We start from the raw sequence: 15232 nt of genomic DNA, 5'->3' as shown, positions 1-15232 counted from the left end.
ATTGATAAAGGAGATTGCAAAAATGATAAGAAACGCAGACTATTTTATAAAATCTTTAGATATGATTGCTCATCCTGAAGGAGGCTATTTTAAAGAATGTTTCCAATCTGATGAAAACATAAAAGTTAATCATACTAATGACTCTAGACACCTTTGGACCAGTATATATTTTTTATTAAGAACTGGAGAAGTTTCTAATTTTCATATTCTTGAATCCGATGAAATGTGGTACTACCACAGTGGTTCCCCTTTAACAATATACATGATTTCTCCTAGCGGTGAACTAATAACAAAACAATTAGGTTTAAATATAGAAAAAGGCGAATCACCACAGGTTTTAGTTCCTAAAGGATACATATTTGGTTCAAGCATGAATGAAGATGGATTTGCTTTAGTAGGATGTATGGTATCTCCTGGATTCCACTTTGATGATTTTAAACTTTTCTCAAGAAGTGATTTAATGAGTAAATATCCAGAACATGAGAATATCATAGAAAAACTTACAAGAGAATAATAATATAACTTTTATTTTAAATTAATAATCTTAAGTAAAAGTGGACAGTTAAAAAGCATTGCTAACAGTAGCTTTTTAACTATCCACTTACTGAAATGGATAGTTTTCAATTTTCTAATTTGCCAAATTTATAAATTAAAATTCTAACTTAGAATGTTAAATGTAAGTTGTCATCTGTTCCGCTAAAACTAATAATTCCTCTAAATATTTTTTAGCATTCTTCACCTCTTCAAAAAGCATATCTACTTCTGATTTGGTGCTTTGAGAGTTAGCTAAGGTTTCTTCTGAAATCGATGCCATATTTTCTATTCTGTCATTAATTTTTAAGTTATCATCATTTATTTGATTTATTCTTCCATTAACTTTTATAACTTTTCCTTCCAAAGTAATCATTTCTGTTTTTAATGCCTCTAAATTTTCAGTAGTTGTCTTTACTAAAGTATCTTCCTCACCCATTATATTTGAAACATCTGTTATGGATTGAGAAACATTTAAAACCTCACTTTCTAAACTTCCTATAATGTTACTTATCTCTTGAGAAGATTCTTTACTTTGCTCTGCAAGCTTTCTTATTTCTTCTGCAACAACAGAAAAACCTTTTCCATATTCACCTGCTCTAGCTGATTCTATAGCAGCATTTAACGCTAATAAATTAGTTTTATCTGATATATCTTCAATAATATTAATTATAGAAATAACTTTATTGGTTTTTGATACTAAATCCTTAGATATATTGTGAACATTATCATTTTTGCTTTTTATTATTTTTGATTTATTGCCTAACTCTTCAACTATATTAAAAGTGTTTATAAAAGTATTTTTACTTTCAGTAAAATGATTACCCATTTCAATAGATTCTTTTACTGTACTTTCAATATCATTTTTTATATTATTTGATGCAACATTTTGATCCTCTATACTTACTGCTGTTACCTCACAACCATTTAAAATTTCCTCTATTGCAACTTGAATAGTATCAGAAGATTTTTCTATTATATTAAATGTATTTTCAATAGAATTACTATTAGTATTTAAAAGCTCTGTTGCCTTTTTCATTTGCTCTATTATTTCTTTTTGTTCACTTACTAGTTTAATAGTCCTTTCTTTTTCCTGTAATCCTGCTTTTCTAACTTTATTAGAAATTTTTGTTACCACATATGATAATATAAAGAATAAAAATATAATTACTTCTAAAAAAATAACCTTTGATTGTATAGCTACATTTCCAATATTTAATATAATCCAAATAATATTAAATATTGATGCACCTATTAAAATCCTTAATAAAAATTTTTCTTCTAAATAAACCATACAAATGACAACTAGTAAAAGTATAGGTATTGGTGACAACGTACTTCTACTTCCAAATAAGCCGATAGCATAAATTATAGCATAAGGTATACTTACTAATTGCCTTACCTTTTCATTCCCCTTATCTTTAATATAAAAACAAAACATTATAGCTGTAGAGATAGCTGCTATCGCTATTGCTATCCATGCTAAAAACTCACTTATAGCATTATGTTGAGACATAAAATATAGCCATATAGAATTAGCAAAAGACAATGTTAAAGTTCCAAAAACAAAACATTTATTAATTACTTCTTTAACTTTAAAATCTCCCATAATATTCTCCCATCTTTTAATATAAATTTAACATAATTATTAGTTATTGTTATATATAGGGAAACAAGCTCAAATTCAAATCTATTCAATAACTTTAAAATATTTTTATACAAAATGTAGTGTTGAATTCTAAGCGATTCAGAGCATGTCTCACTATTTCGGGTGTCCAAGTTTTGGAATGGATAATTTTAAAAGTCAACTTGGAACCCTATAATTATTTTATTTTTATAGTTTTATATAAATTCTTATATATGTATTTTAATACATATTTAAACAAAATAGTATACTTTATTCATTAAATGTAACAATTTTGTCTTAAACTTCCTAAAACCCCATCTTAGAACCATTACTTTCAAAACCACTATATTTGTATTTTTTTATATTTTGAAATTTATTCTTAGTAAATTTTATTTTCATTACATAAAAAAGAGCTATATAATGGTAATTTTATAAGATTATCATTATATAACTCTAATATTAATTCTTTTAATCATATAGGGAAACAAGCTCAAATTTAAATTTATTCAATAACTTTAAAATATTTTCGTGCAAGATTCAGCATTGAATTCTAAATGATTTGGAGCATGTCTCACTATTTTAGGTATCCAAGTTTTGGAATGAATAATTTTAAAAGTCAACTTGGAACCCTATAACATTTTAGTTTCATTGATTATTAAGTTAAATTCAGCCTTTAAAAAGTCTGCTGCCTTTTTACAAAGTAACATACGAGTAAGAAATATTTCAAAATATTCTATCAGCGGACATATAGTAGTATCTATTGTTAATGCTAACTCTATTTTTCTGCTTATTTTATGAACTTTTACATCTGCTTTTTCTACAGCATAATTTACTCTATCATGTATATCAAATGTGGCAAAATCAGTATTTCTTACCCTTGATCGTCTTACATCAACTTTATCAGCTAATATTAATGCTGCAGCTACTGGATTTATAGGAATTCCGACTTCTTCATCATGATTTCCAACTGAAGATACTATAATACCTATTTCTTCTGGACTCATACCTAATCTAGTTAAAATATTAAAACAAATACATGCTCCTGTTTGAGCATGCTCTTGTCTATTTACCATATTTCCAATATCATGTATATATCCTGCAATCTTTGCAAGTTCGACTTCTCTCTTACTAAATCCTAAATGCTCTAATATATTACCTGCAGTTTCTGCAACTTTTATTACATGCCCAAAATCGTGTTTTGTATATCCTTTTACACCTAAGTGTCTATCACCTATTTCTATGTAAGTTTTAAATTCTTTATTATTTTTTATATCTTCAAATGTTATTAATGGCATAAACTCACTCCTTATTATAACTATCCACTATTCCATAATCCTGAGTTTATTCTTACCTAAAATATTAGTTTTTATAAAAAAGAATTTCTAAGTAAATAAAATTCAATATATTTCATGATACATCTTATGTTAAGGTTCAACTACTAAACATTTTTTACCCCTCCTAACTCAAAAATATTTAAATACATCCTATGTTAAGGTTCAACATAAAGATACTAAATGTATGCTTTACAATAAAGAATTTAAATACATCTTATGTTAAGGTTCAACATTAATATGTTTTTTAAATACAATAACCTTAAATTATTTAAATACATCTTATGTTAAGGTTCAACCTTACCTGACCCACTTTCCCCTACAATTAATAAAATTTAAATACATCCTATGTTAAGGTTCAACCAAAAAAAATGCAGAGCTTGGCTCTTACATTGAAGAATTTAAATACATCCTATGTTAAGGTTCAACGTTTTACATATAGAAACAACTATTCCTGAGTGTGTAATTTAAATACATCCTATGTTAAGGTTCAACTTAATAATGCCTCGAAATAGATTAACCGAAGATGATAATTTAAATACATCCTATGTTAAGGTTCAACCATTGAAAAATAGCCATTCTTTATTTTCTATTATACATCCAAACTATTGATTTTACTAGGTTTTATTGTTTTTTACCAGTGATTTCTATTTTTTAAAATTAATAAACAAAATACCTTTCAAACTTAGTATTTTCAAGGCATTACAAGTTTTTAATGAATATTTTATTGGTAAAATTCATTATTTTTTATACTTTTTCAATTCAAAACCACTATTCTTTTATAAGTAAAATATATTTCATTCACAATAAAAACCTACTTTGAATTTTTATTTCAATAGTTAGAACATGTGTAAAAATTCATATGCTATATCTAATATACTAAAAATTATTCAAACAAGAATTTTATTTAAATAATAAATATAAAAAAACAAAAGTTATAATAATAATCCTTAAAAATGAAAACTAGATATGGACATATATCCATATCTAGTTTTCATAAAGACATCTTAAATATTTTTAGCTACTTCATATGCACTCCAAATAGCATACATAATATTTTGAACCTTATTAGCATCTCCAATTAGCCTTGCATTAGGAATATCAAATCTAACTTCATTATATAAATCTTTTTCAGATAAATATCCAATAGCTACAACAGCACTATCAGCCTTAATAATTGATTCTTCTCCATTTGTATTTAACACAAAACCTTTATCTGTTTTCTTGCTTATATAAGAATTTGTCTTAACATTAATATTATTAAATTTAATTAAATCATTAAGCATATCGTGATTTGCATGACATAAAGGGCCACCTACTTGTAGAACATCCTTTTGCATTTCTACAATTGTAACATCTTTTCCATGTTGTTTTAACCAAAGAGCTGTTTCACATCCAACAAGACCTCCACCAATTACAACAACCTTTTTTCCAACATTCTTTCTTTCCATTAAAACATCTTCTGCTGAATAAACATTATCAGCACCTTCAATAGAAAGTGTTCTTGGAGTAGAACCTGTTGCTAAAAGTATCTCATAACCTTCAAACTCTCTAATACTGTCTTTTGATACATTCACGTTTAATTTTATTTCAACACCTAACTCTTTAAGTGTACCTTCATACCACTTAACAAGTGCACGATCATCATCTTTAAAATCTGGAACTCCTCCTGGTACAATGTTGCCTCCAAGGTAACCATTTTTCTCAAGTAATGTAACTTTATGTCCACGAATAGCTGCAACTCTTGCTGCTTCCATTCCTGCAACACCGCCACCTACAACAAGTACCTTTTTAATACATTCAGCTTTTTCTAATCCATATTCTTTTTCACGTCCACAGGCAGGATTTACAGCACAAGATACCGTTGCAAAGTTTTGTAATCTTCCCATACATCCTTCTTGACAAGATAAACATGGTCTAACTTTATCATATTTACCTTCAAAAATCTTATTTGGAATTTCTGCATCTGCAAGAAGTGGTCTTCCTAAAGCTATCATATCTGTTTTTCCTGATAATATAGCATCACTTGATAATTCTGGATCTTCCATTCTTCCTGCTGTAATAATAGGTACATCTACTGCTTTTTTAAGTATTTCATTATATGGAAGGTATAGCCCTTTCTCTTGATACATTGGTGGATGACTCCAATACCAAGAATCGTAAGATCCAACATCTCCGTTTAAGGCATCATATCCTGCTGCAACAAGTATCTTTGCAGCTTCAATTCCTTCTGGAATATCTCTTCCTTTTTCTTCAAACTCTTCCCCTGGTAATCCACCTTTACACCAATCTTTAATGAAACTTTTTATACTGTATCTAAGAGATACTGGGAAGTCTTGTCCACATCTTTGCTTAATCTCTTCCACAATTTCACATGCAAATCTTAAACGATTTTCAAGTGACCCACCATATTCATCAGTACGATGATTAAAGAAAGAAATTGCAAATTGATCTAATAAATACCCTTCATGTACTGCATGAATTTCAACTCCATCAAATCCAGCTTTTTTTGCAATTTCTGCTGAATCTCCAAAAGCTTTTACATATTCTTTTACTTCTTCTGTAGTTAATTCACGACATGTCACTCCTGGTAAAAATCTATGTGGAATTTTAGAAGGTGCTACAGCTACCTTTCCTACAATAGATGGTATACTGACTCTACCAAAGCCTGCTGATAATTGTAAAAAGATTTTAGCTCCATATGAATGAACTCTTTCTGTCATCTCATTACCTGTTGTAATAAAATTTAAAGGGTTAATTGTTGGGCATGGCATAGATGGTAATGCGCATTTTTCAATGGCATTCTCCACCATAGTTACACCTGTCATAATTAATCCAGTTCCACCTTTTGCACGTTCTACATAAAACTCAATTCCTCTTTTATTAAAACTACCATCAGCGTTACACATTCCACCTGGTCCCATTGGAGCTAAAACATATCTATTTTTAATCTCCAATTTTCCAATTTTAATTGGGTCATAAAGCACCTTATATTTATCTTTCATTTTCTTTCTCCTTTCTGAATTCACATTTATATTTTTAATGTTTTCCTGTTAATTTCAGTATAGAGCATAAAGGAACTTTACTTTCAAGAGGATATTGTTATATTTTTATCGAAATCCATAATTCTATATAAGGATGTAACTTTGAGCCTTTCTCAACCTCAACTAATAATATCTTCCCCCAGGCTATTTCACCTAATTCCAACCCCTTTTTCATTATAAATTCAGAGGCTTCTTTAAATACTTTTTGAGGATATTGTGTAAAATCCTCATCTGCCATTACAATTGTATGTATACAAGATGTACTTTTCAATTCCTTGGTATGTAATCCTAATGGTAAGTTCAGTTCCTTCCTCTTTTCTGTCTTCACTAAATATCCAAAACTGCTCATTCCCATTCTTGAATCAAATACCCCTAATTGAACTGTAGGCATTGCTTTTACCCATTGATGAATTATCTTTTGGGAGTTACGTTTTTTTGAAAGCCATCCACATTCATCATCACATATAATTGTTATTTCAGGTGATTTTGCAAACTCATATTTATTTAATAGTTCTTTAATTCTTCTTATACTAATAAGATGTTCTCCAATAGCATCTGCTAAATTCATATAATATTCAGCCTTTTTTAAAGCTTCTAATTGATACATTGTCTCTCTTTCTTCTATCAACTTATAATTATTTTCCTTCCCACCAAATTGTGTAATGATGGTTTTCATAGGCATTTCCATTGAACGATACTTTGTATAGGAAAGCAATCGAAATACATCTACAACATTATAATAACGATGACCGTTTTTTCCTTTTTCCACTTCAATTAAATGCTCTTTCTCAAAATAGTGAATAGCACTTGTAGTACATCCAAGAATTTCTGCTAAATCTGTAATACTATATTTCATAATTTACCCCTTTCTGCATAAAGCAACTTTAGGTATTTATCGGTAAAATTTTTATATTTTTTACTACTTTAATTATACATTTAATATCCATCATATATTAAAATCTTTTTAAAATAAAAACCTATCCTAAGTATTAAATATAACACTTTAGGATAGGCATATTCTATTAGTTAATAAAATTTAAATCTATAATTACTTCATAAAATTAATGTAATTTAAAATACATCTTATGTTAAGGTTAACATACATGAAAATTATGGAAATGTAAATACATAATATTTAAATACATCTTATGTTAAGGTTCAACTGCATACCTTGTGCTGCATTTATAGCATATTCTTTCATTTAAATACATCTTATGTTAAGGTTCAACTGAAGCTTATATATTACCTTTAATAGAGAATATATAATTTAAATACATCTTATGTTAAGGTTCAACTTTACCTTTAACACTCTTTATTGCTCCTGTTCCTTTATTTAAATACATCTTATGTTAAGGTTCAACCAAAATCAACTCGAACTGCGAAGACATGATTTATCATTTAAATACATCTTATGTTAAGGTTCAACGTACGATGAAAGATTGTTGGGTGTTCAAAGAATTCTCATTTAAATACATCTTATGTTAAGGTTCAACGGCTATAGAGTTTAGAAATAGGCAAAGCACAGTCTATTTAAATACATCTTATGTTAAGGTTCAACAAAAAAATGCGTTGAGCTTGGTTTAAAAGTAGAAGATTTAAATACATCTTATGTTAAGGTTCAACTTATGAAAGTCTTGAATAAGTATAAAATAAATATAAATTTAAATACATCTTATGTTAAGGTTCAACTTGGCACTATACGGATTTTGTTAGGATTGGTAGTCATTTAAATACATCTTATGTTAAGGTTCAACGAGTATCTAAAGATGTAGTTGAAAAATTAACTTTTGAATTTAAATACATCTTATGTTAAGGTTCAACTTGATAACAAATTAGAATATTATAAGAAGACTTACAAATTTAAATACATCTTATGTTAAGGTTCAACTTAAATCCAGAAGAAATAGATAATATTTTTTTTAAATTTAAATACATCTTATGTTAAGGTTCAACCATTGAAAAATAGCCATTCTTCATTTTCCATTATACACCTTAACCATTGATTTTGCTAGGTTTTATTGTTTTTTTACCAGTGATTTTTATTTTTTAAAGAAAACCAGCAAAACACCTTTTAAACTCAGTAATTTCAAAGCATTACAAGTTTTTAATGAATATTTCATTGGTAAAATTCATTATTTTTTATACCTTTTTAATTCAAAACCACTATCCTTTTAAAATAAAAATATATTTCATTCACAATAAAAACCCACTCTAAGCCTTTTATTTCATCAGTTAGAATAGTTTTTTTTATATTGGAAATAAATTTTAATGGTTTTATACTTTTTAACAATAAACCTGTATTATTTTTTTACTATTACTTTTTATATCTATATAATCTTCTTCTAATTCTTTTATTGAATTTGCAGATTTTCTTAAATCAAATATTAAAAGGTATCCTTTATCCAGTTTATATTGCTCTAAATATTCTGCTAACTGTATTAACCCCTTTTTATGATATTCTTCACCTCTCCATATTTTAAGTTCTAAAATATACATTTTTTTATTATATGCTATTACTATATCAAATCTTTTCTCTTCTCCACCCTTTACCTTTTTAAATGCAAATCCGCTACCATTTATAATTGGACTTAAAAATGCTAAAAATACCAATCTACCATCTTCTTCTAAAAAACCTTTTCTTTTTTGGGAATATTCATGCTGCATAAATTCTTGAAACTTTAATAAAATTTTTTCTATATTTAAATCTCCATTGGTGTCTATAAAGGCTTCTTTATTATTATAATTATAAAAATTAGAAGATGTTTGAATTTTTGATATTCTATAATCATATATAAGTTGCTCATATATTCTGTTATTTATTTTTAAGTTTCCTTTATCCTCTTTAAATATTCCATATAGACATCCTAAATTTATATCTGGATTATGAATGTTAAAATTTATTTTTATTGCCTTTATTAAAAGATTATCTACTAATTGAGATAATCCTTGATTATTTTCTATATTTTTAATTAAACTATCAAAATTAGTATTGCTATCTTTTAAAAGTTCCTTTATAGCACTTTCTAAATATTCTTTTTTCCACTCTAATTTATTTATATCCATCACTTTTTCATCTATAATTTTGCAAAGTTTACTTACTAAAAAAGGATAACCTGAGGTATAAAAATAAATCTTTTCTGCAAAATAATCTTTGTCTAAAGCTACCTTTTTATTTTCTACATAATCATTCAACATAGTTTTTATTTCACTTATAGAGAAACTCATATCTACATCAAAATCCGAAGCTATGTTCCAATGACTATTATATTTATGTTCTTCATTTGATCTAATCTTCAATTTTAAAGTCTTAACATCATGTACTCCTGCTAAAATCACACTATAAAAGGTGTAATCTTCGCCCTCATTTCTTAATAAATATTTATTTCTCAACATTCCTAAAAAGCTTAAAAATAATTGATTATTGCTACTCTTATCAACTTCATCTATCATTAATACCACTTTTTTATTAGCTTTTATAATAAACTTAGTTATGGCTCTTGATAAATCAATAAAGCTCTCTACATCTTTCTTTTGCTCCTCTAAATATTTAGATAATTTTAGATTATTCATAAAAAGTGCATCAGATATTATCTGTAAAAATTCTTTTGAAAATATTTTTTTATCTTCAAAGATCAAATCTCCAATTCCTTCAAAGCTTATTTTTATAGGAATATACTCGATAGATGTTTTTAAATATCTATTTAATAAATATAAAGTAGTAGTTTTACCGTATTGTCTTGGTCTATTTATAATAAAATATTCTTGATTATCTATTAAACTTAATATACTATCTAATTTTTTAGATATATCAACCATATAATGTCTCTCTGGTATACAGGTTCCAGTTACATTAAATCTCTTTTTCATATAACTTTCACGCTCCTTATTCTATTACATTATCATAGAATAATATATTTAAACATATAAAAAATTAAGTTACTTTTAACGTATCTTTGATATATATAGGGAAACAAGCTCAAATTTAAATTAATGTTAAAATAAAAACCCTTATCCTAAAAAATAAGAGTCCTTTTTAAAATAAATTAAATACATAAATTATCAATTTGCTTGATTAGTTTATGTATTTAAGTTATGTTAAGGTTCAACTAAAATGTGTAAAGATTGTGATAAAGTTGTGGTTTGATTTAAATACATCTTATGTTAAGGTTTAACTTCAATACTGTCAACATATTCCGAACCTTTAAACCTATTTAAATACATCTTATGTTAAGGTTCAACAGTTTTATTTAAGAATCAAAAACTCAAAGAGATTAAATTTAAATACATCTTATGTTAAGGTTCAACGAACCTCCAGATTTTAGTTATATGTATGAATTTGAATTTAAATACATCTTATGTTAAGGTTCAACTTTAATTCAAGGTATAACACTTGCTGGAATATTCTTATTTAAATACATCTTATGTTAAGGTTCAACAAAATATATAGATGAGAAATACATGCAAATAACTTAATTTAAATACATCTTATGTTAAGGTTCAACAACATTATCAGATGGAAATTATTCAGCTATATTCGAATTTAAATACATCTTATGTTAAGGTTCAACAGAAATAATTATGATGGTGTTAAAGCAATATCATAATTTAAATACATCTTATGTTAAGGTTCAACTTTGTTTGTGACCTTTAAAATTATGCCTTGTAATGAATTTAAATACATCTTATGTTAAGGTTCAACCTAATCAACCAGTAAGGCTTTTTTATCATTCTATAGAATTTAAATACATCTTATGTTAAGGTTCAACTACACGTAGTACAATAATTGAAGATGTATCTACTGGATTTAAATACATCTTATGTTAAGGTTCAACTTAGAGCTACCAGTTTCAACTCCTAATGTATAGTCATTTAAATACATCTTATGTTAAGGTTCAACATTAATACCTTTTCCGGTTGGAGCAAATATGGTTAAATTTAAATACATCTTATGTTAAGGTTCAACCATTGAAAAATAGCCATTCTTTATTTCTTATTATACATCTAAACCATTGATTTTGCTAGGTTTTATTGTTTTTTTACCAGTGATTTTTATTTTTTAAGCTTAATAAATAAAATACCTTTTAAACTTAGTATCTTCAACGCATTACAAGTTTTTAATGAATATTTTGCTGGTAAAATTCATTATTTTTTATACTTTTTCAATTCAAAACCACTATTCTTTTATAAGTAAAATATATTTCATTCACAATAAAAACCTACTCTAAGTCTTTTATTTCATCAGTTAGAATAGGTTGGAATTTTTAATTCACTTTATTTATAAATTAGTTCATTAATAGTATAAGTTTAACTTTATTGTTGAAATATCATTACGTTACTTGTAATCATCCTTCAAATAAAATTTAATACATTTACAATTAATTTATTTTTGTTACTTTTCCTATTTTTAATCCTTGGGCTATATCACTTATGGAGATATTATAACTTAGTAGTACTTGGAAATATATATGAAACTTTAAATTCACTGTTAAATTTACTTATTCCAAATTTGTATATCCAAAATAGTGAGGCATGCTTGAAAACACTTAAAATTCAATAATCTATTTCATATAAAAGTATTTTAAAGTCATTGAATAAATTTAAATGCCAACTTGTTTATCTATAGCTTCATTTCACTTCATAAACAAAAGCTTGTCTCATATTTTGAAGGAATTTCTCTCTTTGATATTTTAATAAAGTTTCCATAACCGTATTTTTAGTACAGTCTACATATTAATTATTACTTTTATTCTTTTTATATAAATATTTTCCCACTGTATATTCAGCTAATTCAACTTTAACTAATATTCCACCAATAGTAGTAAAATTGCATGGATTATTTTTAGATGTTTTGGGGAATTTGTCTTTATACCATTGTCTAGTTATTATTCCTTTTTCACTTATCTCTTTAATAGCTTCTTCTATTTCATCGTAAGTAACTTTCTTTTTGTTTTTTTCTCCGATTTTATAATAAAATCCATCATCTATAATTTTTATTATTTCTGTTTCTTTCTTTGGTCTTTGAATTTTCATTCCAATAAATAATGAACTTTTTATACTATTTATATCTATAATAATTCCCCCTAATAACTAATAAATTCAAGTCTGCTATATCTTATATTAACTCTAATAAATATTTAATTAATGTTTACATCATTTTTATTTTCCTAATGCAGGTTCTATAAACATTCTTTCATGTATTTAGCTAATTGCCTTTTTTGTTCTTTTCCTAGTTTGCTTACATCATTATTACCATAAAAATTCATGATAGTCTCATGTTTCTTGTTTTTATCTAAAATTTTATTTATTTGATCAAGTTCAATTTGAATATCATTTGGGAAAGATTCTTTTTTACTTTTTTTATCCTCAATCGCTTTAACATCATTAAAGTATCCATATCCTACAGAAGTTTTTGATCCTACTCCATGTTCTTGAAGAGCTTCTTTCATTAATTTTGAAATAAACTCCTTTAAATCTTGAGCATAAATAAGTTTATCTTCACTTACATTAATTTTTTGCCTACTCAATGCAAATATAAAATTAAATTTAGTATTTTTTACTGTGTAAAATGGTATTGGATTAGTACTAAATTCATCTGTAGGGTTCCATCCCTTCCCATAATAATTACTATAATGTGGAGTCATTACATCTTTTTCTATTATTATTTCATTACTGACTGGAAATGCATCAAAAAAGATTATACTTCCTTTTTCGTTGGCTTCTCCATAATAGTCATCACCAAAAATAATTTTATATAATTCTTTCGCTTTAAATTCAGCAGCATTAATTTTAATTATACCAAATTCCTTTTTTTCTATATCAAAATATTTTTGTAAAAAATAACTTCTTATTATACCTTTTAATGCTTGTCCAGGAATATAAGGTATTCCATATATATTATGAAGAGTCATTGACGTTTCTGTAACACTTGGGTTTCCTAGTCCTACCACAAGCCTATATGAAGTAATACCTTCTATTTTATTCACTGAAAAATTTAATTCACTACAATATTTTTTAATTGATTCTATATATTCCTTAACTATTGATTGGTGATAGTTAGGCTTTAATCTTTCTAATTCTCCAATACATTTTATTTTTTCATTATTAGTTTTTATTTTTCCTAAATATCTTCTTTCTTTTTTACCACTTTCTCTTACAACATTTTTTTGTAAAGAATATCTTAAATTACATTCATCTTCTTTTGATCTCTTGAAGTTACTTATATCCAGATTTCTATAAAAAATAAACTTCTCCGTACCTTTTCTATATACATTTTTGCTAACTTCAATCGGATACTTGTCTTCTATATTAATATTTTCATTATGCTTAATACAACTTCTATTTAATTTATTTTGGCTCATTACTGTCACCTTCACCTTCAAGCATAGCATCTGAAAATCTAACTAGCCATTCTAAAATTGATAAAATATCTAATGTAATTCTCCTATATGATTTAGAATCGCATTTTATAAGTTCTTTCATTATATCCTCTAATAATTTCTCCTTGAATCTATCACCATATTCTATAAAATCCTTATTAAAATAATCTCTTAATATTTTACCTATTTCATAATAGCTTTGTTTATCTTTTCCTTTTTCTCTTTCACACTCAGTCCCCATTTTTTTAAGAATAAAAGCTATGGTGGCTATAAGTCCATTAGTATATATATACATAGGTATATTTCCTAAATGACTTTTAAATTGACGTTTAAACTCCTTATCTCCTATCGACTGTATATGTTCTATTGAATTAAATGCAAAACTTGCTTTTTTTCTTTTTAAATCTTTAATATTAATTGTTTGACACATTGCTTTCACCACCTTGTGAATTGTTAGTTATTTTTACTATTCCTTTTCCTATTGTAGCATTTCCACCTATTTGAGCATATTTAGGTAGGTCATTTTCTATATATGTATCATATAAATTTTCATTATCTTCTATACCATTTTGCAATACTAAAGCATATAAAATAGATTCTGCTGGTAAATACTCTTCTGTAAATAATGATCCTGCGTCTTTATCGACTACTCCTGTTTCTGGATTTATTTTATTTCTTGTAACTATTTCCTTACATAAGCTAATAATTTCTATAAAATCATTATCTGATATAACAACAACATGTTTTTGGGAATCTAAATTAAATTCTCTTAAGTCTAAGTCCTCATATACTTTATTTGATTTATCAGTTTCTTGAAAGCAATATTCATCAAGTATTATTTCATCTTTTACATTCTCACATTTATTATTTAATATTTTGCATTCTCCTTCTAATAAATCTTTAAATTTATTATTAAACTCTGTATTATTTATCAGGGCTTTATCTTCAAAATATCTATTTAATAAATAAGAACAGGTAACATAAGCAAATATCCCATCTAGTGTTATTACTGGATAAAATATTAGTTTAGCATCAGTAAATCCTATTATTCCAGCACTCTCATGTCCATCTTCTGGTCCAAAAAGTTTATCTACTTCTTTTCTTACTATATCTTCATTATTTTTTTCTTTATACTTTTTTAACCTATAGCTTTCTCTCATAGATCCTTTCATTGTTGAACCTTCTATCTTAGGTATTCCTGTATGCTTTTCTTTTTGAATAGGCATATCTATAAGTCCTAAAGCTCTACCTACTCCTGCATGTATAGGTGTTATTGCCTTTATTAATATTTTATTTACTCCTTTAAACACTTAAATCTTCCTC

At 26.3% G+C, this 15232-nt stretch carries 10 protein-coding genes and 3 CRISPR repeat arrays; of the genes, 1 reads left to right on the top strand and 9 read right to left on the bottom strand.

Annotated elements, in window-relative coordinates:
• The first annotated feature begins 22 nt into the window (after window positions 1-22).
• Window positions 23-514, top strand: coding sequence for a cupin domain-containing protein (locus AZI32_RS09945; RefSeq protein ID WP_010297487.1), 492 nt, complete (start codon window positions 23-25; stop codon window positions 512-514).
• Between the two features lie 156 nt (window positions 515-670).
• Here AZI32_RS09945 and AZI32_RS09940 read toward each other — a convergent pair whose 3' ends face one another.
• From AZI32_RS09940 to cmr4, 9 genes are all read right to left on the bottom strand, one after another.
• Window positions 671-2140 carry a methyl-accepting chemotaxis protein gene (locus AZI32_RS09940; RefSeq protein ID WP_061995687.1) on the bottom strand — a complete coding sequence of 490 codons (1470 nt, stop codon included), beginning with the start codon at window positions 2138-2140 and terminating at the stop codon, window positions 671-673.
• A 647-nt stretch (window positions 2141-2787) separates the two neighbouring features.
• Window positions 2788-3453, bottom strand: a complete 666-nt coding sequence (locus AZI32_RS09935) for an HD domain-containing protein (RefSeq protein ID WP_010297494.1) — start codon at window positions 3451-3453, stop codon at window positions 2788-2790.
• 111 nt (window positions 3454-3564) lie between these two features.
• Window positions 3565-4107: a CRISPR direct-repeat array (repeat unit 30 nt; unit sequence ATTTAAATACATCCTATGTTAAGGTTCAAC).
• 389 nt (window positions 4108-4496) lie between these two features.
• Window positions 4497-6494 carry an FAD-dependent oxidoreductase gene (locus AZI32_RS09930; protein ID WP_061995686.1) on the bottom strand — a complete coding sequence of 666 codons (1998 nt, stop codon included), beginning with the start codon at window positions 6492-6494 and terminating at the stop codon, window positions 4497-4499.
• 97 nt (window positions 6495-6591) lie between these two features.
• Entirely contained in the window at window positions 6592-7389 is a 798-nt protein-coding gene (locus AZI32_RS09925) for a MerR family transcriptional regulator (RefSeq protein WP_061995685.1), read from the bottom strand.
• Between the two features lie 214 nt (window positions 7390-7603).
• A CRISPR array of direct repeats spans window positions 7604-8486; the repeat unit is 30 nt; unit sequence ATTTAAATACATCTTATGTTAAGGTTCAAC.
• A gap of 330 nt (window positions 8487-8816) precedes the next feature.
• Complete coding sequence (locus tag AZI32_RS09920) at window positions 8817-10400, bottom strand: AAA family ATPase (protein WP_061995684.1); 1584 nt, start codon at window positions 10398-10400, stop codon at window positions 8817-8819.
• A gap of 210 nt (window positions 10401-10610) precedes the next feature.
• Window positions 10611-11496: direct repeats of the CRISPR family, unit length 30 nt; unit sequence ATTTAAATACATCTTATGTTAAGGTTCAAC.
• A 767-nt stretch (window positions 11497-12263) separates the two neighbouring features.
• Window positions 12264-12563 (bottom strand): hypothetical protein, encoded by a 300-nt coding sequence (locus AZI32_RS09915; RefSeq protein WP_242865293.1) that lies wholly within the window; start codon window positions 12561-12563, stop codon window positions 12264-12266.
• A 146-nt stretch (window positions 12564-12709) separates the two neighbouring features.
• Window positions 12710-13891, bottom strand: a complete 1182-nt coding sequence (gene cmr6 / locus AZI32_RS09910; protein ID WP_082761210.1) for a type III-B CRISPR module RAMP protein Cmr6 — start codon at window positions 13889-13891, stop codon at window positions 12710-12712.
• Complete coding sequence (gene cmr5, locus AZI32_RS09905; RefSeq protein WP_061995682.1) at window positions 13878-14339, bottom strand: type III-B CRISPR module-associated protein Cmr5; 462 nt, start codon at window positions 14337-14339, stop codon at window positions 13878-13880. The genes cmr6 and cmr5 overlap by 14 nt, the downstream gene beginning before the upstream one ends.
• A complete protein-coding gene (gene cmr4, locus AZI32_RS09900) occupies window positions 14323-15219 on the bottom strand; it encodes a type III-B CRISPR module RAMP protein Cmr4 (RefSeq protein WP_061995681.1) in 897 nt (298 codons plus the stop codon). Before cmr4 ends, cmr5 begins: the two co-directional genes overlap by 17 nt.
• Window positions 15220-15232: the final 13 nt, after the last annotated feature.

Source organism: Clostridium sp. ATCC 25772, assembly GCF_001573875.1.
GTDB lineage: Bacteria > Bacillota > Clostridia > Clostridiales > Clostridiaceae > Clostridium_J > Clostridium_J senegalense.
The sequence above is the reverse complement of the archived record's forward strand: the minus strand, read 5'-3'. Positions and strand labels throughout refer to the sequence as shown.

What these genes read in the sequence shown, in the direction of transcription:
- AZI32_RS09945 (WP_010297487.1), top strand. Translation starts at nt 23, where the DNA reads ATGATAAGAAACGCAGACTATTTTATAAAATCTTTAGATATGATTGCT.
- AZI32_RS09940 (WP_061995687.1), bottom strand. Translation starts at nt 2,140, where the DNA reads ATGGGAGATTTTAAAGTTAAAGAAGTAATTAATAAATGTTTTGTTTTT.
- AZI32_RS09935 (WP_010297494.1), bottom strand. Translation starts at nt 3,453, where the DNA reads ATGCCATTAATAACATTTGAAGATATAAAAAATAATAAAGAATTTAAA.
- AZI32_RS09930 (WP_061995686.1), bottom strand. Translation starts at nt 6,494, where the DNA reads ATGAAAGATAAATATAAGGTGCTTTATGACCCAATTAAAATTGGAAAA.
- AZI32_RS09925 (WP_061995685.1), bottom strand. Translation starts at nt 7,389, where the DNA reads ATGAAATATAGTATTACAGATTTAGCAGAAATTCTTGGATGTACTACA.
- AZI32_RS09920 (WP_061995684.1), bottom strand. Translation starts at nt 10,400, where the DNA reads ATGAAAAAGAGATTTAATGTAACTGGAACCTGTATACCAGAGAGACAT.
- AZI32_RS09915 (WP_242865293.1), bottom strand. Translation starts at nt 12,563, where the DNA reads ATGAAAATTCAAAGACCAAAGAAAGAAACAGAAATAATAAAAATTATA.
- cmr6 (WP_082761210.1), bottom strand. Translation starts at nt 13,891, where the DNA reads ATGAGCCAAAATAAATTAAATAGAAGTTGTATTAAGCATAATGAAAAT.
- cmr5 (WP_061995682.1), bottom strand. Translation starts at nt 14,339, where the DNA reads ATGTGTCAAACAATTAATATTAAAGATTTAAAAAGAAAAAAAGCAAGT.